The sequence below is a fragment of the Streptomyces sp. NPDC089424 genome (assembly GCF_044749345.1).
In the GTDB taxonomy this organism is placed as follows: Bacteria; Actinomycetota; Actinomycetes; order Streptomycetales; family Streptomycetaceae; genus Streptomyces.
In genome coordinates this window covers 895442-916071 of the sequence record NZ_JBIVHU010000002.1, presented here as the reverse complement: position 1 = coordinate 916071, position 20630 = coordinate 895442, and the positions used below count along the sequence as shown (strand labels likewise).

Here is a 20630-nt window from a genome sequence, read left to right as displayed (position 1 = left end):
GGCTGGCGTTTACGGCGATTCCGTTCGACGTCCGGCCGTGTGTCCGCATCACGCAGGCCCGGCCACCCGCGCGTCGCGCGCCGTACGGCCGGGCCCTCGGGTGTGCGGGGTGCCGTCAGTCGATGTGGAAGCTGTCCCCGTACACCTTCCAGTCCAGCGGCGGGTTCAGGTCCAGGTTGCCGTTGCGCAGGAACACGCGCTGCGCGGTGTCGACCCGGCTGGTGTCGCTGTGGGCCTCCTCCTGCCGCATCGCCCACACCCGCGCGTCCAGGAAGGCGTCGAGGTACCGCACTTCGTCGCCGCCCTGCGCCGGCGGCAGCGCGCTGCGCAGGGCGCGCCCGCGGATGCTGCGGAAGCTGAGCGGGTCGGTGCCGTCTCCGTGCATCACGAGGGCGTCGTAGTAGGCGAACTGGCCCAGCGCCCGCAGCCCGTCCGTCTTGCCCTGCCGCACCGCCGGGTCGAAGTACACCCGGTCGCGCTCGTCGTTCTGCGCCTGCTGGAACGCCGTGTCCTGGGCCGCCCTGCGCCAGTCCCTCGGGTAGTTCGGGTCGAGCCCGGCATGCGAGTCGGTGCCGTCGACCCGGCGCAGCGCCGGCAGGTAGGACGCCAGCACGTTGCCGGGCTTCCGGGCGGTGTAGAGCTCGACGAGGTCGAGCATGTCGCCCGTGCCGGAGCAGAAGCCGATGATGCCGGCGGTGTAGCCGCGCCCGTCGCCTATGTCCTCGATGTACTGGTACTGGGCCTTCCAGTCCAGCGAGGAGTTCTCCGCGCTGGAGACCAGCTGCATCGCGATCTCCTTCTTGGCCGGGTCGTCCAGTCCCGGCGCCCGTGTCGCGGGCGTGCCCGCGGCGGACGCGGGTGCGCCGCCCAGCAGCGGGACGGCGGCCAGGGAGGCGCCGATCAGTCCGAGGACGGTACGGCGAGAGGTGCTCGCGTCGTGCGAGGGGTGTGTCACGGGGGGCTCCCGATGAGGTGGGGGGGGGTGGGGGAAGGGTCCTGTGGGGGGCGCGCGTGCCGTGACAGGCGCACGGCGCGAACCGACAGGAAAGTTTCCTACCAGATATGGAGCGCGCTGAGAACACCTCGGGCACCATCAGGTACGGACCGGGGCGGGATTCAGCTCACGGCAGCGGCTGCTCGGCCCAGATCACCTTGCCGCCCGGCAGGTAGCGCGTCCCCCAGCGTTCGGCGAGCTGCGCGACCAGGAACAGGCCGCGCCCGCCCTCGTCGGTCATGGCCGCGTACCGCAGGTGCGGCGCGGTGCTGCTGCCGTCGAACACCTCGCAGATCAGGCTCCGGTCCCGCAGCACCCGCACCCGGATGGGCGGGCCGCCGTAGCGGATCGCGTTGGTGACCAGCTCGCTCAGGACGAGTTCCGTGGTGAACGCCAGCTCCTCGAGGCCCCACTCGGTCAGGCGCCGGGTGACCGTGGCACGCACCTCGGCCACGGCCGCCGGATCGGACGGTACGTCGATGGCGGCCACCCGGTCCGGGCCGAGGGCCTGCGTGCGGGCGACCAGCAGGGCGATGTCGTCGTTGTGCCGGGCCGGCAGCCGGGAGTCCAGGACCGCCCGGCAGGTGTCCTCCGGCGACGGCCCGGCCTGCTCCAGCGCGGCGCGCAGCAGTTCGAGGCCGACGTCGATGTCGCGGTCCCGGTCCTCCACCAGCCCGTCGGTGTACATCACCAGCCGGCTTCCCTCCGTGACCTCGATCTCCGCGGTTTCGAACGGCAGACCCCCGAGTCCCAGCGGCGGCCCCGCGGGCACGTCGGGGAACTCCACGGTGCCGTCCGGCCGCACCAGCGCCGGCGGGGGGTGGCCGGCGCGGGCGATCGACCAGTGGCTGACCACCGGGTCGTAGATCGCGTACAGGCAGGTCGCGCCGGTGACCGGCGCGGTGCCGCCCTCGGCCTCCTCGTCCTGGTCGATCCGGCCGACCAGTTCGTCGAGCAGGCCGAGCAGTTCGTCGGGCGCGAGGTCCAGCGAGGAGAAGTTGTGCACCGCGGTGCGCAGCCGGCCCATCGTGGCCGCCGCGTGCAGCCCGTGCCCCACCACGTCCCCGACGACCAGGGCGACGCGGGCGCCGGACAGCGGCAGCACGTCGAACCAGTCGCCGCCGACCCCGGCCTGGGCGGGCAGGTACCGGTAGGCGATCTCCAGGGCGCTCTGCTCGGGCAGGGTGCGGGGCAGCAGGCTGCGCTGGAGCGTCACCGCCATCGTGTGCTCGCGCGTGTAGCGGCGGGAGTTGTCTATGGACACGGCGGCGCGGGCGACCAGCTCCTCGGCGAGCGTCAGGTCCTCCGAGTCGAAGGGCGCGGAGCCCGCCCCGCGCCAGAAGGTGACCATGCCGAGGATCAGGGAGCCCGCCCGCAGCGGCGCCGTGATCAGCGAGTGGATCCCGTAGTCCAGGGCCTGCGAGGTGAGTTCGAAGTCCTGCGCGTGCCAGCCCGGCGCGTCGCGCAGGCGCGGCTCCAGGGTCGCCTGCCCGGCGCGCAGGCTGCGGGCCTGCGGCGAGGAGTGCACGAACTGGATCCGCGCGCCCACCCGATACAGCGGCGGATCGTCGCGCACGCCCGCGAGGGCCGTGCGGCGCATCTCGGTCCCGGCCTCGGGCTGCTCACCGCTGAGCACGGCGTCGAACAGGTCCACGGTCGCGAAGTCCGAGAACCGGGGCACGGCCAGGTTCGCCAGCTCCTCTGCGGTCCGGGTGACGTCCAGGCTGGTGCCGATGCCCGCACCGGCCGCGTACAGCATGTCGAGGCGTTCGCGCGCCAGGTCCGCGCGGCCGGACAGGGCCCGCAGTTCGGTCGAGTCGCGCAGGGTGGCGACGCTGCCGTGGGGGCCACCGCGCAGATGGGTGGGGCGCTGGTTGATCGCCAGCAGCCGGTCCTTGACGAGCCGGACCTCGTCCGTGACGGCCTGCCCCGACGCCAGCAGCGCGGCGATGTCCGCCGGCAGCCCGAGGTCGTCGACCGCACGGCCCTCGGCGTCGTCGGGCAGACCGAGCAGTCGGCGGGCCTCGTCGTTGGCGAGCAGCAGATCGCCCTCGGCGCCGACGATGAGCACGCCCTCGCGGACGGCGTGCAGCACCGCGTCGTGGTGTTCGTACATCCGGGTCATCTCGCGCGGGCCGAGGCCCCGGGTCTGGCGCAGCAGCCGCCGGCTCACCAGCGCCGTGCCCGCCGTCGCCATGACGAGCCCGGCCGCCGCGGTGAACAGCAGCAGGGGCAGCTGCCGGTTCGCCGCGCCCCCCACGTGCTCGGTGGTGATGCCGGCCGAGACGAGACCGACCACCTTGCCGTCGGGGTCCTTGACCGGGACCACGGCCTGCACCAGCGACCCTATGGTCCCCTCGACCTCCTCGACGACGGTCCCCCCGGCCAGCGCGGGCCCGATCGTGCCGACGAACTGCTTGCCGATCCGGTCCGGGACCGGGTGCGTGTAGCGGATGCCGTCCGTGTTCATCACGACGATGAAGTCGATCTCGGTCGCCTTGCGCGCGGCTTCGGCGCTCGGCTGCAGAATGGCCGACGGGTCGGGGCTCTTCAGTGCCGCACGGGTGCCCGGCGCGTTGGCGAAGGTCTCGGCGACCGCCAGGGACCGGTTGCGGGCCTCCTCGGTGGTGTCGCTGCGGCTCTGCAGGACCAGTGCCACCACGGCCACCACCACCAGCAGCAGCACGATCAGGACCTGGAAGACGAACACCTGTCCGGCGACGCTGCGTCCGCTCAGCGCGGAGCGCACCGCCGCGGCGGGACTCCACCGTGAACGGCCGCCGTGCCGTGGCCCGTCGGGCCCGTCGCCCGTGGCAGACCGGGGCCGCCGCTCGCTCTGCCCGGAAACAGGCGTGCGTGCGGCGTGCTCTGCTGCGGGAGGACGGGTGGGCCGAGTCCGCGACCGGCCCAATGGGCGGACCATGAGCCCTGTCTACACTCCCGAGCCCGAGGAGGCGAGGGAAGTCACGCCGTGTGGTGAGCCGCTTGTGCCAGGTGACGGGGCCCGGGAACAGGGTCTTCGGGCGGCTCTTCCGGGGCGCCGGCAACGGTGCCGGGCCTGCCTCCGGGCCGGCGGCACCGTCCGCGGTCCGGGGTCTCAGACCGGCTTGCCGGCCCGCCGGGCCGCGAGGAGCAACGCGATGTCGTCGGGGCGGTTCGCGGAGTGCCGGGCGGTGGCCGTCAGCCGGTCGGCGAGGCTCACCAGGGAACGGCCGCCTGGACGGCTCGCCGACGCGCCGGCCTTGGCCAGCGCCACCCGCAGCGCGCTGATCCCCACGTCGATGTCGTCGCCGGCCCGCTCGACGAGCCCGTCCGTGTACAGCGCGAGCACCGCGCCGGGGTCCATCACCAGCTCCGTCACCGGGTAATGGGCGAGCGGATCCACGCCGAGCACCACACCACCGGGAATGTCGAGCACGAGCGTACGGCCGCCCGGGCGGCGCAGCAGCGGCGGCGGATGCCCCGCGCGCGCCACCATGGCCCGGCCCGTGAGCGGGTCGAGCCGGACGTAGCAGCACGTGGCGAACTGGCCCGGGTCGAGGTCGATGAGCAGATGGTTGGTGCCGCTGAGCACGTCGTCCGGCGGCCGGTCGTCGAGGGCGAACGCGCGCACCGCGCTGCGCAGCTGACCCATGGTCGCCGCCGCCTGCACCCCGTGCCCCTGCACGTCACCGATCACCAGGGCGAGCCCGTCCCCGGCCTCGACGACGTCGTACCAGTCGCCGCCGACGTCCATTCCCTGGGTGCCGGGCAGATAGCGGCCCGCAGTCTCCACGCGGGGATGGACCGGCAGCCGCCGCGGCAGCAGGGCACGCTGGAGCCCGCGGGCCAGCGCGGCCTCGGTCTCGTAGCGCTGCGCCTTCTCCATGGCGTGCGCGATCAGTCCGGCGAGCGCGGTGAGGACCGTGCGCTCCTCGGTGCTGAAGCTGCGGGACCTGTCGAAGCCGAGGATGCAGGAGCCGACCGGCCGTCCCGACGCGATCAGCGGCAGGAAGGCGCGCGCCCCCTCGGTCGCGTCCAGGGGAATGCCCGGGTAGGTGGCCGCCAGCTGCTGCATCGAGTCGAAGAACAGCGGCTGGCCGGTGGTCAGCGTCTCCACGCCGGGCAGCCGGGCGTCCAGGCCCACTCCCTCGAACGGCGCGAGGAACCCGGTGGGGAAGCCGGTCTCCCAGGCCAGGTACAGGTGCCGCTCCTGCAGCAGGTAGATGGCGAGCCGGCGGCCGCCGAACGCGGGCAGCAGCTCCTGCATCACCACCGCGGAGACCTGACGGGCGGTGGTCGCCTCGGTGAGCGCGATGGCGAGGACGATGGGCCGGTGCACCAGCGAGGTCCTGGCGACCTCGGTGCCGGGCACGTCGTCCGCCGCCGTCACCTCGGCCGGTGCCTCGGGAGGTTCTGGGGCCCGCGCACCGCGATGGCCGGGGATCACGGTGCAGGTGAGGAAGTCCGGGCCGGGATGGACGGAGACGGACAGCCAGTCACCGTCGTACGCCTCGGCCGACTCGGAGCAGGTCTCACGTTCGCCCGGCGGCGGCCGCCGGACGTGGAAGTGCACGGGCTCGGGGGCCAGCAGCGCGGCCCGGAGATGGTCCTCGCACGCCGACCCGCCGAGCCACGGCACGCCCTCCCACAGCGCACGCCCGAGGAAGCGGGCCCGAGGTTCGCCCAGCAGCTCGGCGGCGCGCGGATTGGCGTAGACGATCAGCCCCAGCCGGTCCATGCAGAACACGCCCTGGGGCAGTTGGTCGGCGGCCGCGTCCGCCATCGAGTTCGCGTCGAGCACGATCCCGCCGACCGGCTCGTCCGGGCCGTGCTCGGCGGCGTCCGGCCTCCACAGCTCCACCAGCCGCGGCGCGCCCTCCAGGGTGCGCACCCGCAGCGGACCGCACGGCTGCCTGCCGCCGGCCGCCTCGCGCAGCAGATCCGCGAACCGCCCCGCGTCCTCCGCGGCCACCGCGCGCACCAGCGCCTCCGACGCCCACGGCCGGTCCTCCTCGGCCAGCCGGAGCAGGGTCCGGGCGCTGTCGTCCACGGTGACGACATCGGTCGCCGGCTGCCAGGTGAAGCGCCCGATCCGCCCCGGGGCGTGGCGCGTTCCGGGCGGTCGCATGCACAGCGGCTCGTCCTCCCACACGAGCGGCACCCCGGCCCCCTGCAAGCGCCGCACGCCGGTCGCCAGCTCCTCGGCGATCTCGGCGAGCCGGTCCCGCCGCGCCAGCAGCTCGGTGCCGTCGGCGACGGACGGCAGCAGCACGGTCAGTACGCCGAAGGGTGCCGAGGACCCCATCACGGGCACGTTGATCGTGCCGACCGGGAACGGCAGCCCGGCGGCGAACTGCGGATAGCGGCGCATGCTCTCGGTGCTGTTGGGCAGCACCACCTTCACGCCGAGCCGGTAGGCGTCGGCGACCGGGAACCGGCGGTCCACGTGCAGCCGCCACCAGGGCCGGTACAGCCGGCCGGGCAGACCGACGAGGACCGCGAGCCGCAGCACACCGGGGCTGCTGGACGGAAGGTAGATGCCCGCGGCGCGACCGTCCGTGGCGCGGACGGCCTCGCAGGCGGCGTCGGCCAGCAGCGTGGCCAGCCCACCGGGTGTCCCGCTGCGGCCTTCGGCGCTCGCGCTCCCAGTCATCGGCCCTACCTCGTCCATGCGCGCTGTCGCGCAGGCGACACAGCAAGAATGCGCCACGACGCCCCCTGCCCGCACCCGGGCGGGAGTGAGTCCGGAGCGTACGCCATGGGGCGCTCCGCGGAACCCGCCCGGACGGCGCCGATCCGCCGAAGGGCGCGTCCGGTGGCGCGGGCCGGTGGCCGCGAGGGTCAGGATGCCCGCAAGGTCCGCTTCGCGAGCTCGTACGCGGGGAGCATCGCCTCGTGCTCGGCGGTGTCCAGCCCTCCGAGGTGCAGGACGACCGGGCCGGCCGGCGTGACGACGGCGAGCGCGTGCTCGGTCTTGGTGTCCTCCGTCAGCTCGCTCGTGTAGCGGTACTCCACCTCGGCGCCGACGAGGCCCCCCGCCTCGAACCGCCGGTACTTCTCCTCGCCGGCGCCCGTGTCGGCGCCGACGAACCCCTCCAGCACGGTGCGCGCGTCGGCGGCACCCGGCTCACCGGTCCATACCCGCAGGAAGCCGATGTGCCCGGCGGGCTTGGCGTCCACCTCGCAGGCGGCGGTGACCGGCCCCTGCCGCCACATCATGTCCGCGAGATCCTCGGGCGCGTCCTTGCCGGGGCCGCTGACGGACTCGGCCGTCCACTGCGCGGCGATGTCGAAGGTGACGGGCAGTTCACAGGGGGAGCCCTCGGCGCCGATCGTGCCGCCGCTCGCGACACGCTCGCCCGCGTCCCCCTTGTCGGCCCGCTGCCCGGCGCCGTCCGCCGACGTGCCCGAGGACTGCTCGGAGTCGCCCGCCGCCCCGCAGCCGGTCAACAGCCCCGCCACCAACGCCACGTGGACCAGCCCTCGCCACGTGCACCCCGCCCCGACCCGCACCGTCGTCTCTCCTCTCGGCCGAAGGCGGAACTGTATCCCGGGCGCCGACACGCGCGGCGGGCGGGCCCGGCGAGCGCACGGGCGCCCGTCGGCTCAGCCGGCCGGGATCGCCCGCGCCGCCTCCAGCGCCCGCACGGCGTAGGACCGCCCGAAGAGCACGGCGTGCACGAGCAGCGGGAAGAGCTGGTGCAGCGCGACCCGGTCGCGCCACCCCGTGGCGAGCGGGGCGCTCTCCTGGTAGCCGTGCAGCACCTCGTCGAGATAGGGGCATCCGAAGAGCCGCAGCATCGCGAGGTCGGTCTCGCGGTGCCCGCCGTGCGCGGCCGGGTCGATGAGCCAGGCGTGTCCGTCGGCGTCCCACAGCACATTGCCGTTCCACAGGTCGCCGTGCAGCCGGGCCGGTGGTTCGGCGGGCCCCGCGAGGTGCGGGAGCCGCTCGCAGACCCGCTCGACGACGCCCGCCTCGGTGGCGTGCAGGGTGCCGTCGTCCACGGCACGCCGCAGGTACGGCAGGACGCGGTGCTCGGCGTACCACCGGGGCCAGTCGGTGCCGGGGACGTTGCGCATCGGGGCGAGTCCGATCGAGGCCTGCGCGGGGCCGCCCGGCGGCGGAGCCCCGAACGCCGCCGCGCCGGAGGCGTGCAGCGCGGCCAGGTCCCGCCCGAACCGCAGCGCCGTGTGCGCGGTGGGCCGTCCGGCGGGCACCCGGTCGGTCACCAGCCACCGCTCGTCGTGACCGTGGACGGCGGGAACGCGCACCGCGCCGGCGGCACCGAGCCACCGCAGGCCCGCCGCCTCTGCTCCCACACCACCGGGCGCGTCCTGGCGCTTCACCATCACCACCCGCCCGTCGTCGAGGGTGACCTCGGCGAGCGTGCCGGACACGCGCCGCGCGCCGGTCGGCGCCCGCCCGGTGAACCGGGTCGCCGCCGCCTCGGGCCCCTGGTCGCTGGTCTGCACGGCCACCACCGTACGGCAGCGCCAAGGAGGGGCAGTTGCGGTATCGGCAAAGACATTTGTGGCGCGTGTCCGGGCCGGGACAGGCTCGGTCACGGGCGCCCGACCGGCGCCGATCAGCGCCGTCGCCACCGAGGAGAGACCATGACCGAACTCCCCGCGCCCACCGAGCCCGCCGCCTTCTGGGAGAGCCGCTACCGCGACACCGACCGGGTCTGGAGCGGCCGCCCCAACGCCCTGCTCGTGCGCGAGGTGACCGGTCTGCGGCCCGGCACCGCCCTCGACCTGGGCTGCGGAGAGGGCGCCGACGCGGTGTGGCTGGCGTCGCAGGGCTGGCGGGTCACGGGCGTGGACATCTCGCCCACCGCCCTGGAACGCGCGGCCCGGCACGCCGCCGACGCCGGGGTCGGCGACCGCACCGCCTGGGAACGGCACGAACTCGGCCTCAGCTTCCCCGAGGGCCGCTTCGACCTGGTCAACGCGCAGTACCTCCAGTCGCCGGTCGGCCTGGACCAGCAGGCGGTGCTGCGGAGCGCCGCCGCCGCCGTCGCCGAACACGGCACGCTCCTGGTGGTGATGCACGCCGGCTGGCCCTCCTGGCAGACCGAGCCGCCCTTCGCCCACGTCTTCCCCACGCGGGAGAGCGTGATGGCCGAACTGGCGCTGCCGGAGGCGCACTGGACGGTCGAGACCTCGGAGACGGTACGGCGGCCCAGCGTGTCGCCCGAGGGCGAGGAAGGCTTCCGCGAGGACAACGTGTGGCGCTTCCGGCGCCGTTGACGCGCCCGTGCCGAGGCCTGCTGCCCGGTCCGGCGTCTGCGGTCCTGGCCGCCACCTGCGGTCCGGCCCCGGCGCCTGCCGCCCAGCCCGGCGTCCTCTGCCCGGTACGGCGGGCCGGCGTGACGGGAGCTCTCGACTCCCTGGGGCGGCGTGGCCGGCCTGGCGTGCCGGTGCCCTCCGCCCCGCGCGCACCCCGCACGACGGGAGCCCCCCACGGCCCCGCACAGCGGTGTCTTCCGCCCGGTGCGAACAGCTCCGTGTGATCGGCACCCGCCGAGGGCACTCGGCGGCCATGACCGAGCAGGCAGCATTCCACGCGTCGTACTGGCTCGACACGGCCCCGCCCGGCGAACCGGCGCCCCCGCCGGCCGGCGACGTCCAGGTCGACGTCGCCGTCATCGGCGCCGGCATCGCCGGTCTCAGCACGGCGTGGGAGCTGACCCGGCGCGGGCACGGGGTCGCGGTGCTGGAGGCCGACCGGATCGCCGCCGGCGTCACCGGGCACACCACCGCGAAGCTCAGCGCCCAGCACACCCTGATCTATGACCGGCTGCGCCGCACCCGCGGCGCCGAGGCCGCACGCCTCTACGCCCGCTCGCAGACGGAGGCCGTCCGCCGTGCCGCGGAGATCGTCGACGAGCTGGGCATCGCGTGCGACTGGGAGGACACCGCCGCCTACACCTTCGCCCAGGGCCGGCGCCGCGTCCCCGAGCTGCGGGCCGAGGCGGAGGCGGCCAAGGAGGCGGGCCTGGCCGCCGAGTTCGTCACGGAGACGGACCTGCCGTTCCCGGTCGAGGGCGCCGTGCGGGTCGCGGACCAGGCGCAGTTCCATCCGCGCAAGTACCTGCTCGCCCTGGCCGACGCGCTGCGTGCCGAGGGCGGGCAGCTGTACGAGGGCACCCGCGTCACCGGACTCACCGAGGGGGAGCCGTGCGTGCTGACCACGGAGGAGGGCGCCCGGGTGAGCGCCCGGTCCGTCGTGGTCGCCACGCACTACCCGGTCTTCGACCGCGCCCTGCTCTTCACCCGTCTCTCGCCCCGCCGCGAGCTGGTGATCGCCGCCCCCGTCGACGCGGCCCAGGCGCCGGTGGGCATGTACATCACGCCCGAGCACCGCACCCGCTCGGTGCGCACGGCACCGTACGCCGACGGCAAGCGCCTGCTCATCGTGACGGGCGAGCACTTCACCCCCGGCAGCGGCGTGGACACCGAGGAACTGTTCGCGAAGCTCACCAGCTGGGCCGAGCGCCACTTCGGCACGCTGCACCTCAGCCACCGGTGGGCCACCCAGGACAACGACTCCACCGACCACGTCCCGCTCGTCGGCCCGCTGCATCACGCGAGCCGCCACGTCCACGTCGCCACCGGCTTCGGCGGCTGGGGCCTGAGCGGCGGCATCATGGCCGGCCGGCTGCTCAGCGACCGCATCACCGGCGGCCAGGTGCCGCCGTGGAGCGAGCTGTACGACCCGCGCCGCATCACCCCCGTCCTGCGCGAGGGCGGCCAGTTCCTGCGCCACCAGGCCACCGTCGCCCGGCACTTCATCGGTGACCGGCTGCCCGGCCTGACCCGGCCGGGCGTGGACGATCTCGCCCCGGGTGACGGCGCCGTCGTGCACGTGGGCGGCCGGCGCTGCGCGGTCCACCGCGACGAGGACGGGCGGTTGCACGCCGTGTCGGCACGCTGCACCCATCTGGGCTGCCTCGTGGCGTTCAACCGGGCCGAACAGGCCTGGGAGTGCCCGTGCCACGGTTCCCGTTTCGCCCCCGACGGCCGGGTCCTGCAGGGTCCGGCGGTACACCCCCTGGAGCAGCGGGACATCTGAGCGGCGTTTGGGACTCGCCGATTCGGGCCACTCGGAAGGGGCCAGCGAACGCCGTCGATGCTTGGAGTGAACGATCGTGGCGCGAGACCAGAAGGCCAAGGCCAAGATGGAACAGGCCAAGGGCAAGGCCAAGGAAGCGGCCGGCCGCGCGGTCGGCAACGAGCGGATGACCGCCGAGGGCAGGGCGGAGCAGTCCAAGGGCGACGCTCGCCAGGCCAAGGAGAAGACCAAGGACACGTTCAAGCACTGAACGTGCCGCAACGAGGAGCGGGTCCCTGTAGCGGGGGGCCCGCTCCTCTGCGTGCGGGCCCCGGCTCCTCTGCGTGCGGGCCCCGTTCCTCGACCGTTGCTACGAACGTTTTCGGCCAAACTCAGAGCGTGACTAGGCGGGCACGTCCCGTGCGGATAGCGTGAGCGCGCCGCGTCGCCACACCGGGGGCACAGGGCCCCGCAGGGACTTGCGCGCGGCGGAGGCCTACCCCTTTGACCACAGCATCCGTGCTGATGGCCGACGTCTTCCAGGTCCAGCCCTACACATCCCACTGCGAGGTGATCCACGCCGAGGGCGCACATGCCGTCATCGGTGTCTCGCCGGGAAACAGCTATTTTTCCGCCCGGCGACTGCACGACCTCGCCCGCTGGGGGCTGGACCAGTTCGAGAAGATCGACTTCGTCTACACCGACCTGTACCTGGCCGAGATGTACGAGGCGTCCGGCTACACCCCCGACGACGCCCGCAGAAAAGCGGTCAAGAACCTCAGGGGCGTGCGCGCCAAGGTCCGTGACGCCGTCACGGCCGCCGACCCGGGCGGAGCGCGGCTGCGCTGGCAGCCCATGTCCGACCTCCGCGCGAACCCGTCCTACCAGGAGATCCACCGGCGGCTGAAGGACCGGCTGCTCACGGACGACGACTTCCGCGCGGTCTGCGAAGGCCTGGTGAGCCGCTTCCTGGCCGCCCGCGGGGAGGCGGCGAGCGAGCAGCGGCGCGCGGTGTGCCTGGAGTACGTGTGCGCCGAGGCCCCGCTCTTCCTCGACACCCCGGCGATCCTCGGTGTGCCGTCCTCGCTCAACTGCTACCACCAGCTCCTGCCGATGGCGGAACTGCTCTACTCGCGCGGCGCCGGCCTGCGTGCCTCGCGCAACCAGGGCCACGCCGTGGTCACCCCCGCCACCGCCGAAGGAGCCACCGCATGACCACCGCCCTTGACGCCGCTCGCGCCACGGACGTCCTCGACTTCCCGTTCTCGTGGGACGGGACGCGGGTGCCCGCCGAGGTGGCGGCGCTGCGCGCCACGACCCCGGTACGGCGGGTCCGTACGATCGCGGGCGACGAGGCTTGGCTGGTGTCCTCCCACAGCCTGTGCCGCCAGGTCCTGGAGGACGACCGGTTCTCCCTGAAGGACACCTCCGCCGCGGGCGTCCCGCGCCAGTACGCCCTGACGATCCCGCCCGAGGTCGTGAACAACATGGGCAACATCACCGGCGCGGGACTGCGCCGGGCGGTGATGAAGGCGCTCAGCCCCAAGTCGCCGGGACTGAGCGACTGGATGCGCGCGGAGGCCGAGCGGTTCGTCGACGCCCTGGTGGAGGCCGGGCCCACCGCGGACCTGCGGGGCGCGTTCTGCGATCCGTACTCGGCCGCGATGCACTGCCGGATACTCGGCATCCCGCAGAGCGAGGCGCCGCGGTTCCTGCGCAGCCTCGACATCGCGTTCATGAACTCGCCCTGCCCCGTCACCGGGGCGAAGATCAACTGGGACCGGGACATCGGCCGCATGACCGCGCTGCTGGACGATCCCGGGTCCGAGGGCCTGATGGGCGAGCTCGCCGCGCTGCGCGACGACCCCGAGTACGCGCACCTCACGGACGAGATGCTGGCCACCGTGGGCGTCACCCTGTTCGGCGCGGGCGTCGTCTCCACCGCCGGGTTCCTCGCCATGGCGCTGGTCCACCTGCTCGTCCACCGCACCACCTGGGACCTGCTCCGGGACCACCCGGAAGTGCTCGACCGAGGCCTGGAGGAGCTGCTGAGGGTCAACCTCTCCATCGGCGACGCCCTGCCCCGGCTGGCCCTCGCCGACGTCCGGCTCGGCGACGTGCGGATCAGGCGGGGTGAACTCGTGCTGGTCCTCGTCGAGGGCGCCAACCTCGACCCGGAGAAGTTCCCCGACCCGCACCGCTTCGACGCGTACCGCGAGAACGCCGGGGACCACCTCTCCTTCGGCGGCGGCTCCCACTACTGCCCGGCGACCGCCCTGGGCCGCGCCCACGCCCGGATCGCCCTGGAGGTGCTCCAGCGGCGTCTGCCGGAGCTGAACCTCGCCGTTCCGGTGGAGCAGCTGGTGTGGCGCACGGGCTTCATGAAGCGGATCCCCGAGCGGCTGCCGGTCGCCTGGTAGCACGAGCGAGGCCCCGTCCCCCCACCCGGGGACGGGGCCTCGCTCGTCGGCCGGGCCGCTCACCGGCCCGGCGCGTCAGTCCTCGGCGACCAGCGCCGGCGTCGAGGCCGTCAGCACCTCGCCCCGGAAGAAGGCCGGGCTGCGCCACCGCATGACGGACATGATCACCAGGCCCAGGGCGAGCAGCCCCACGCCGATCACGAACACCGACCCGACCCCCAGCACCGACGAGCCGCTGCCGTACGCCGGGTCCCACATGTCGATCAGCGTCTTGGCGAACACCGCCGCCAGCAGCGCGCCGCCGACCACGGGGAACAGCCCCTTGAAGACCAGGTCGCGGCCGGAGCGCAGCAGCTCCCCGCGGAAGTACCAGGCGCAGGCGAAGGCCGTCAGGGCGTAGTAGAAGCAGATCATCAGGCCGAGCGCGTAGATGGTGTCGACCAGCACATGCTCGCTGACCAGCGTCATCACCGTGTAGAACACACCGGTCGCGACACCCGCGGTCACCGTCGCCCGCCCCGGCGTCCGGAAGCGGGGGTGCACCCGGGCGTACGAGGCGGGCAGGGCCTCGTACGTGGACATCGCCAGCACCGTACGGGCCACCGGGATGAACGTGGTCTGCAGGCTGGCCGCGGCCGAGGCGAGGACGGCGACGAAGAGCAGGATGCCGAGCGCCGGGCCCATCACCGGACCGGCGAGCGCGGCGAAGACGTTGTCGGACGTCTCGGGGTTGGCGAGGCCGAGCCCCTGGTCGCCGGAGCCGACGACCATCTGCGCCGCGACACCCGTGGCGAGGTACGAGCCGACCAGCACGACCATGGCGACCAGGGCCGCGCGGCCGGGGGTGCGGCTGCTGCCGCTGGTCTCCTCGTTGGCGGTCAGACAGGCGTCCCAGCCCCAGTACATGAAGATCGACAGCGACAGTCCGGCGGTGAACGCGCCGAACGACTGCACGGCGAAGGGATTCAGCCACGACCACGAGAACGGGACCGAGGTCGGGAAGTCGACACTGCCGGCCTTGCCGAAGGCCATGGCCACGAAGACGGCCAGCACCACCAGCTGGAGCGCCACCAGCGCGTACTGCACCCCCTTGGTCGCGGTCATGCCGCGATAGCTGATCACGGTCGCGAGCGCGATCAGCGCGAGACAGGTGAGGATGTGGACGGCCTTGTTCCCGTCCAGCGCGGCGACGGACTCACTCCCCGTGACCTCGCCGGCCAGCAGCCAGAAGTACGAGGTGGCCACGCCGGCCAGGTTCGACAGCACGATGATCGTGGCGATCACCAGGCCCCAGCCGCACATCCAGCCCACCCGCGGCCCGAACGCCTTGACCGTCCAGGTGAACGAGGTGCCGCAGTCCGGCATCACCTTGTTCAGCTCGCGGTAGGCGAAGGCGACCAGCAGCATCGGCAGGAACCCCGCGAGGAACACGGCGGGCATCTGCACGCCCACCTCTCCCGCGGTGGAGCCGAGTGTGGAGGTGAGGCAGTACACCGGGGCCACGGTGGACACACCGATGACCGCGCTGCCCAGCAGGCCGACGGAGTTCCCGCTCAGGCCTTTGGCGCGGATCCCCCCGGTGGGGGATCCGCCCGTGTCTCCGGCCTGGGGCCGTACGTCCAGCTGAGTCATGAACAGGACGTTAATTCCTGCGGTATCCGTGCCGGCTCGCCTTGACGCGGACGGCGACCGGAGGGCAAGTTCCGCTCATTCGACGGTGCGTCTTGCATGGAACCTGTGATTGAAAGGTTGATGAGGGGTGTCACTCCGGAGTTCCAAAGTCGTTTTCCCGCTGTCCGATATTCGGTAATCGCAGCGAGGCCCCGTGCGGCGCCTCGTGATCTTTCCGAGTGATCCGCACCACACCGCCCTCGCGCCCGTTCACCTTTCCGCAGGTTGGAGGCCCCGGAATACGTGGCACCTGGGGGGCATGGGATGGATGCGCACGACAGGACACCGGGGGCGGCGTGGCTATGACGCCGCCGTGGACGCGATACGACGGGCCTGCGCGGCCCCCGGGCGGGAACGCGACCTGGCGGTGCAGGCGGGCAAGGCCGCGCTCGCCGCGTGCGTCGCGTGGGCCGTGGTGGGGTGGTGGCTCCAGGCGCCCATGGCGTTCGTCGCGCCCTGGGTGGCGGTCGTCCTGGTGGAGGCGACCGTGTTCCGGTCGCTGGCGCACGGTCTGCAGCAACTTGCGGCCATCGCGTTCGGCACGGTGGTGGCCACCGCGGGCGTACTGGCCCTCGGCGACGCCATGGCCGCGATGGCGGTCGTCCTCCCCGTGGCCGTCCTGGTGGGCAGCTGGCGGCAGCTGGGCAGCCAGGGCATCTACGCCGCCACCGGCGCGCTCTTCGTCCTGACCGACCCCCACGTCAGCGTCACCGGGTCCGCGGCCCGGATCGCCGAGGCCGTCTTCGGCGCGCTGGTGGGCATCGCGGTCAACGCGCTGATCCGCCCGCCCGTCTACCTGCGCGACACCCGGGCCGCCCTCGAGGACGCGGCGGGGGAGGCCCGCGCCATCCTCATGTCCGTCGCCGACGGGATCCGCGACGACGAGCGGGACGCCCACCGCGCCGAGGGCCGGCACGAACGGGCGCTGCGCCTGCGGCGGCTGGTCGACCAGGCCCGCTCCTCGCTCGGCTGGAGCCGCGAGAGCCTGCGGGTCAATCCGCTCGGCTGGCGCCGGCGCCACTCGCCCGGCCCGGCGTACGACGACGCCGTCGCCGTCCTGGACTACGTGGCCGTGCACGCCGCCGGCGTGACCCGCACCTTCATGGAGGTGGCCGAGGAGAGGCGCGGAGCGCGCCGTCCCGACCCGCGGATCACCGGCCCGTACGCGGACTTCCTGTGCCGCGCCGCCGAGGCTATCCACCTCTACGCCCGGACCCGCTTCGGCGACGGGTCCGAGGACGAGCTGCGGGCGGCCGTCGGCAGACTCGACGAGGCCCTCGACGCCCTGCGCGCGCGGCTGCCCGGATCGGTCCAGGACGACCCCGAGGCGCTGGCCGTCCACGGCGCGCTGCTGGCGCAGGCCGGCCGCCTCGCGGAGCAGTTGCCCCGCGAGGCGCGCCCGGAGGAGTGACGCCGCGTCACCCGAGGAGAAGTTGAACTGGGTAACTATGCGAATTTTGAAGGCGTTCGCATCATTCGCGTGGATGCGGTGACACCGGTAGCCGAAGGATCCGCAGTACACCCTGAGGGAGATGGTGACATGCCTTCCACCGAGAAGATCACCACGGAAATCACCGGCATCGAGAACGCCGACCTCGACGCGGTGCTCGACCCGGCCGAGGCCGACGGCGTCTACCGCGACAGCCGCGAGTGCGCGGCGCTCGCCCTGTCCGAGGGCGGCGGTTCGCTGCTGCTGTCGCCGCCGACCCCGCGGCCCAAGAAGGGCTGACCGGATCGACGGGAGCAGCGACATGGAGCAGTCTGGCACTTCCGCCCTCCTGGAGGGCGCGGTGCGGGAGCTCGCTTCCGGTGTGGTCTCCGCTCTTCGGAGCGGAGACCACATGCGAGAGGAGAGCACCGCGGTGACGGGCGAGTCGGAACACGGCATCGCCTCGGCGGCGGTCCGGGTGGTGGGAGCCGACGTGCTTCTGCCGCACGTACTGCTGCACACCACCCCCACCCCCGGCGAACTCGGCCTGTTCCGGGAGGCCGTGGCCACCTACCCGCCCCGTCCGGGCGCGGGCGGCACCGTCGCCTGGAGCCACTGGGCGATGACCCGGACGCTGCGCCTGTTCGACGCGGGCGCACCGGTCGCCGGGGAACCCGGCACGGCCTGGCTCGACGAGGCCGGCTGGCAGCACCTGACCCACCAGCTCGCGGTGCTGGCCCCGCTGGCCCGGCCCGGCGAGCACTGCGCGGTCACCCGCGTGGCCGAGCGCCGCCCGGTGGACGTCGCCCGGGGCTTCGTCCGGGCGGTGCGCCGCAGGGACTGGTACCAGGCCGCCGGCGCCGGACGCTGGCTGACCCTGCTGCCCGGGGTGCCCGACACCTTGGGCCTGGACGCGGGACTGGACTTCGTGGACCTGATGGGCGGGGCGGACCCGCGCGTGGCCCTGCACCTGCAGGCGGCACGACTGACGCGGCAGGGTGCGTTCGCGTGACCGCCGCCGACGTGCGGGAGGACCGGGGCGTCGCGGAGCTCGCCGCGGCCGCCCTCGCCTGGCTCGGCGCGCACCTCGAGGAGTTCGCCCTGGGCGAGGACGCGCTGGCCGCCGACGGGCGTGTCGACGCCAGCTGGAAACCGCTCGGCGAACTGGCCCAGGTCTGCGCGACCGTGACCCGCACCCGGCCGCCCTGCGACCCCCTGCACGCGCCCGCCCGCGAGCTGCTGGCGTTCGCCTGGGAACAGACCGGGCAGGGCGAGCTCTTCCTCCGGCTCCAGCGCCTGGAACCCTTCGCCACCTACCCCCTGGAGGTGTACGCCGCCCTGGCCGCGGCGGGACTGCGGTACGAGCCGTACGAAGCCGCCACCGCCGTCGTCGCCCGCACCCGGGGCTGGCGGCTCACCGAACAGGAGCCCACCCGGCGCCTCGGCGTGCTCAACGCCGAGTCCCGCAGCGGCGTCCCGGAACACGGCCCGTGGGCGGCGGCGCTGGACCGCACCTGGCTGGGCGGCCTGCCGGAACCCTGGACCTTCGAACGCGCCGCCGGATACGCCGTCACCCACGTCGTCTTCCACCTCACCGACTGGGGACGCGCCGAAGGGGGCCTGCCGCCGGAACTGGAGTCCTACCTCGCCGACTGGCTCCCGGCCTGGCTCGACACCTGCGTGGAGGCCCGGATGTGGGACCTGAGCTGCGAACTCCTCGCCGTGGCCGGGAGTGTGCCCCGCCTCGCGGCCACGGCGTCGGCGGTCTGGCCCCACGTCGCGGCGGCGCAACTGCCCACCGGTGCCGTCCCGGAGGAGGGCGGTCACGACGGTGACGGCTTCGCCCACTGCTACCACTCCACCCTGATGGCCGTCCTCGCCGCCGCGTCGACGCTCCGTCCCACCGGCCGCGAGCAGCTGGAGGTGCTCCGATGACCGAGACCCGCCTGATGCACCACGTCGGCGTCGCCGCCATCGAGTGGCTGTGGACCCACCGCGACCACTTCCGGCTGGAGCCGGACGTCGACCCCGAAGTGGGCTTCCTGGACCGCTTCAAGCCGATCGGTGAACTCGCCCTGATCTGCAAGGTGCTGTTCCGCGAGGGTGTGGCCGGATCGCAACAGGCCCGGATGGCACGCGCGTTGCTGGACCACACCTGGCGCGACACCCTCGACGGCGGCCGCATGCTGGTACGCGGCCAGCGGATCGAGCCGATCTCGCCGATCCCGTTCGAGGTGTACCTGCCGTTCAAGGAACTCGGCTACAGCCAGCCCGAGGTGGAGCGGGCCGCCGTACTGAACCACCGCCTCGGCAGCTGGTCCGCGTTCGAGGCCAACCCGACCCGGCGGCTCGGCCTGTCCGCCTTCCAGCGCCGCTTCGGACTCGCGCCGCGCCCGTCCGAGGCCGAGGCCCTCGGCGCCACCTGGCTCGCCCGCACCCCCGAGCCGTGGACGGTCGAGGGCCACATCGCCTACACCGTCACCCACACCGTGTTCCACCTCACCGACTGGGGCGAGCACCCCGACCGGCTGCCGCCCGACCTCGCCGAGTACCTCGCCACCTGGCTGCCGGTGTGGCTCGACGACTGGCTGGACCTGCGACGCTGGGACCTGCTCGGCGAACTGCTCGTCGTCGACGCCTGCCTGCCCCGCCCCACCCTGGACCCGCGCGCGTGGGAGGGATTCGCCGCCGCCCAGCAGCCCGACGGGGCGATGCCGGCGCTGCGCACGATGCCCGAGGGCAGCCCCGACGAGGTCTTCGACCTCGTCTACCACCCCACGCTGGTCGCCGCGTTCGCCTCCGTGCTGGCCACCTCCCGGGCCCTGAGCGAACTGGCCCACGCCTCATGACCGGCGCCCGCACGCCGTGGCCGGGAGCACCGTTCGACACGGAGCCACCGCGTGACGCCGCCCCCCTCGCCACCGTGCAGCCCCTGCCCCAGGCACCGGCGGTCACCTGGGAGGAGGACGGACGGCTGGCACTCCTCCTGGAGGACGCGGTCGCCGCCTCCGACGCCCCCGACGTCGTCTTCGCCGTCACCCGCCACGGCCGCCGCACCCTGCGCTCCGGGGGCACCGCACCGCCCCCGAACCTGCCCCGCGAGGACCTGCGCTACGAGATCGGCTCCGCCACCAAGGCCTTCACCGGCCTGCTCCTGACCCATCTCGTGGACAGTGGCCGGCTGACCGGCGGCGAGCCCGCACTCGGCCTCCTCGGACCGGGCCGGGACACCGGCGGCGCCCCCGTCACGCTCGCCCACCTCATGACCCACACGTCCGGACTCCCCGCCCTGCCCCGGGACTTCTACCTCCGGGCCATGCCCGCCTGGCACACCAACCCCTACGCCCGCTACCCCGCGGCACGGGTCGTCGACGCGTTCCTGCGGCACCGCCCCCGGCACCGGCCCGGAACCCGCTGGCACTACTCCAACTTCGGCGTCGCCGTCCTCGGCCACGCGCTGGCCCCGGCCCTGGGCGCCGATTGGGAGGACCTGCTCACCGAGCACGTGCTGCGCCCTCTGCGCCTGCGCGGCACCGCCCTGCGGGCCCGCGGCCCGCACCTGGACGCCGTCGGTCACACCAAGGACGGCACCGGGACGCTCCCCGCCTTCGACGCCGGGGGCTTCACCGCGGCGGGCGCGGTCCGGGCCACCCCGCACGACCTGCTGACGTTCCTCGAAGCGCATCTCGACCCCGGCGGCTCACCCCTCGCGGGCGCGCTGAGCGCGGTGCGCACCCCGGTGCTGCGGCGCGGGCTCGGTCACCGGCACGTCCACACCGTCGCGTGGTTCCGCCACCCCACCTCCGCGGGCGGACCGATGTACTTCCACAGCGGCGCCACCCTCGGGCAGCAGGCGTTCCTGGGGTTCCGGCCGGACACCGGCACGGCCGTCGCGGCACTGTGCACCCGCCGCTTCCGCGCCGGGGACCCGTTCGCGGCCGCGGCGTACGCGCTGCTCGCGGAGGGGTGAGGGCGCCGGCCACGGGGGCGGGGGGGGGGGGGGGGGGGGGGGGGGGGGGGGGCGCGCCCCCCCCCCCCCCCCCCCCCCCCCCCCCCCCCCCACCCCCCCCCGCGGGGGGG

General features: G+C 74.1%; 17 protein-coding genes. 11 read left to right on the top strand and 6 right to left on the bottom strand.

The genetic code is table 11. The features are described from left to right. Nucleotides 1-115: 115 nt before the first annotated feature. The 5 genes from ACIP2X_RS11680 to ACIP2X_RS11660 form a co-directional block, all read right to left on the bottom strand. Nucleotides 116-955, bottom strand: coding sequence for a chitosanase (locus ACIP2X_RS11680; RefSeq protein ID WP_401670710.1), 840 nt, complete (start codon nt 953-955; stop codon nt 116-118). Between the two features lie 166 nt (nt 956-1121). Beyond that, nucleotides 1122-3917 (bottom strand): SpoIIE family protein phosphatase, encoded by a 2796-nt coding sequence (locus tag ACIP2X_RS11675; RefSeq protein WP_401670708.1) that lies wholly within the window; start codon nt 3915-3917, stop codon nt 1122-1124. A gap of 174 nt (nt 3918-4091) precedes the next feature. Then, entirely contained in the window at nt 4092-6629 is a 2538-nt protein-coding gene (locus tag ACIP2X_RS11670) for a SpoIIE family protein phosphatase (RefSeq protein WP_401670705.1), read from the bottom strand. Between the two features lie 188 nt (nt 6630-6817). Beyond that, nucleotides 6818-7447: a lipoprotein gene (locus ACIP2X_RS11665; protein ID WP_401670702.1), complete on the bottom strand. Its 630-nt coding sequence runs from the start codon at nt 7445-7447 to the stop codon at nt 6818-6820. Between the two features lie 135 nt (nt 7448-7582). Then, complete coding sequence (locus tag ACIP2X_RS11660; RefSeq protein ID WP_401670699.1) at nt 7583-8449, bottom strand: fructosamine kinase family protein; 867 nt, start codon at nt 8447-8449, stop codon at nt 7583-7585. 141 nt (nt 8450-8590) lie between these two features. On the opposite strand from ACIP2X_RS11660, the gene ACIP2X_RS11655 reads away from it, so the two are divergent. From ACIP2X_RS11655 to ACIP2X_RS11635, 5 genes are all read left to right on the top strand, one after another. Continuing rightward, nucleotides 8591-9226, top strand: a complete 636-nt coding sequence (locus tag ACIP2X_RS11655) for a class I SAM-dependent methyltransferase (RefSeq protein ID WP_401670696.1) — start codon at nt 8591-8593, stop codon at nt 9224-9226. A 292-nt stretch (nt 9227-9518) separates the two neighbouring features. Beyond that, complete coding sequence (locus ACIP2X_RS11650; protein ID WP_401670694.1) at nt 9519-11051, top strand: FAD-dependent oxidoreductase; 1533 nt, start codon at nt 9519-9521, stop codon at nt 11049-11051. Nucleotides 11052-11127: 76 nt separating this feature from the next. Further along, nucleotides 11128-11301: a CsbD family protein gene (locus tag ACIP2X_RS11645; RefSeq protein WP_401670692.1), complete on the top strand. Its 174-nt coding sequence runs from the start codon at nt 11128-11130 to the stop codon at nt 11299-11301. 233 nt (nt 11302-11534) lie between these two features. Then, nucleotides 11535-12245 (top strand): tRNA-dependent cyclodipeptide synthase, encoded by a 711-nt coding sequence (locus ACIP2X_RS11640; protein WP_401670690.1) that lies wholly within the window; start codon nt 11535-11537, stop codon nt 12243-12245. Next, nucleotides 12242-13450: a cytochrome P450 gene (locus tag ACIP2X_RS11635; RefSeq protein WP_401670688.1), complete on the top strand. Its 1209-nt coding sequence runs from the start codon at nt 12242-12244 to the stop codon at nt 13448-13450. Before ACIP2X_RS11640 ends, ACIP2X_RS11635 begins: the two co-directional genes overlap by 4 nt. Nucleotides 13451-13525: 75 nt before the next feature. On the opposite strand, the gene ACIP2X_RS11630 is transcribed toward ACIP2X_RS11635, so the two are convergent. Next, nucleotides 13526-15082 (bottom strand): APC family permease, encoded by a 1557-nt coding sequence (locus ACIP2X_RS11630; RefSeq protein WP_401670685.1) that lies wholly within the window; start codon nt 15080-15082, stop codon nt 13526-13528. A 298-nt stretch (nt 15083-15380) separates the two neighbouring features. Here ACIP2X_RS11630 and ACIP2X_RS11625 point away from each other — a divergent pair, with 298 nt between their 5' ends. From ACIP2X_RS11625 to ACIP2X_RS11600, 6 genes are all read left to right on the top strand, one after another. Further along, nucleotides 15381-16532 carry an aromatic acid exporter family protein gene (locus ACIP2X_RS11625; RefSeq protein ID WP_401670683.1) on the top strand — a complete coding sequence of 384 codons (1152 nt, stop codon included), beginning with the start codon at nt 15381-15383 and terminating at the stop codon, nt 16530-16532. 129 nt (nt 16533-16661) lie between these two features. Then, the gene (locus ACIP2X_RS11620) at nt 16662-16850 is read left to right on the top strand and encodes a hypothetical protein (RefSeq protein WP_401670680.1); all 189 of its coding nucleotides are present in this window, start codon (nt 16662-16664) and stop codon (nt 16848-16850) included. A 22-nt stretch (nt 16851-16872) separates the two neighbouring features. Further along, nucleotides 16873-17562 (top strand): hypothetical protein, encoded by a 690-nt coding sequence (locus tag ACIP2X_RS11615; protein ID WP_401670678.1) that lies wholly within the window; start codon nt 16873-16875, stop codon nt 17560-17562. Further along, complete coding sequence (locus ACIP2X_RS11610; RefSeq protein WP_401670676.1) at nt 17559-18485, top strand: DUF6895 family protein; 927 nt, start codon at nt 17559-17561, stop codon at nt 18483-18485. Before ACIP2X_RS11615 ends, ACIP2X_RS11610 begins: the two co-directional genes overlap by 4 nt. Further along, complete coding sequence (locus ACIP2X_RS11605; RefSeq protein ID WP_401670674.1) at nt 18482-19399, top strand: DUF6895 family protein; 918 nt, start codon at nt 18482-18484, stop codon at nt 19397-19399. Before ACIP2X_RS11610 ends, ACIP2X_RS11605 begins: the two co-directional genes overlap by 4 nt. After that, entirely contained in the window at nt 19396-20520 is a 1125-nt protein-coding gene (locus ACIP2X_RS11600) for a serine hydrolase domain-containing protein (protein WP_401670672.1), read from the top strand. Before ACIP2X_RS11605 ends, ACIP2X_RS11600 begins: the two co-directional genes overlap by 4 nt. Nucleotides 20521-20630: the final 110 nt, after the last annotated feature.

What these genes read in the sequence shown, in the direction of transcription:
- ACIP2X_RS11675 (WP_401670708.1), bottom strand. Translation starts at nt 3,917, where the DNA reads ATGGTCCGCCCATTGGGCCGGTCGCGGACTCGGCCCACCCGTCCTCCC.
- ACIP2X_RS11670 (WP_401670705.1), bottom strand. Translation starts at nt 6,629, where the DNA reads ATGACTGGGAGCGCGAGCGCCGAAGGCCGCAGCGGGACACCCGGTGGG.
- ACIP2X_RS11655 (WP_401670696.1), top strand. Translation starts at nt 8,591, where the DNA reads ATGACCGAACTCCCCGCGCCCACCGAGCCCGCCGCCTTCTGGGAGAGC.
- ACIP2X_RS11650 (WP_401670694.1), top strand. Translation starts at nt 9,519, where the DNA reads ATGACCGAGCAGGCAGCATTCCACGCGTCGTACTGGCTCGACACGGCC.
- ACIP2X_RS11635 (WP_401670688.1), top strand. Translation starts at nt 12,242, where the DNA reads ATGACCACCGCCCTTGACGCCGCTCGCGCCACGGACGTCCTCGACTTC.
- ACIP2X_RS11630 (WP_401670685.1), bottom strand. Translation starts at nt 15,082, where the DNA reads ATGACTCAGCTGGACGTACGGCCCCAGGCCGGAGACACGGGCGGATCC.
- ACIP2X_RS11625 (WP_401670683.1), top strand. Translation starts at nt 15,381, where the DNA reads ATGGGATGGATGCGCACGACAGGACACCGGGGGCGGCGTGGCTATGAC.
- ACIP2X_RS11620 (WP_401670680.1), top strand. Translation starts at nt 16,662, where the DNA reads ATGCCTTCCACCGAGAAGATCACCACGGAAATCACCGGCATCGAGAAC.
- ACIP2X_RS11615 (WP_401670678.1), top strand. Translation starts at nt 16,873, where the DNA reads ATGGAGCAGTCTGGCACTTCCGCCCTCCTGGAGGGCGCGGTGCGGGAG.
- ACIP2X_RS11605 (WP_401670674.1), top strand. Translation starts at nt 18,482, where the DNA reads ATGACCGAGACCCGCCTGATGCACCACGTCGGCGTCGCCGCCATCGAG.
- ACIP2X_RS11600 (WP_401670672.1), top strand. Translation starts at nt 19,396, where the DNA reads ATGACCGGCGCCCGCACGCCGTGGCCGGGAGCACCGTTCGACACGGAG.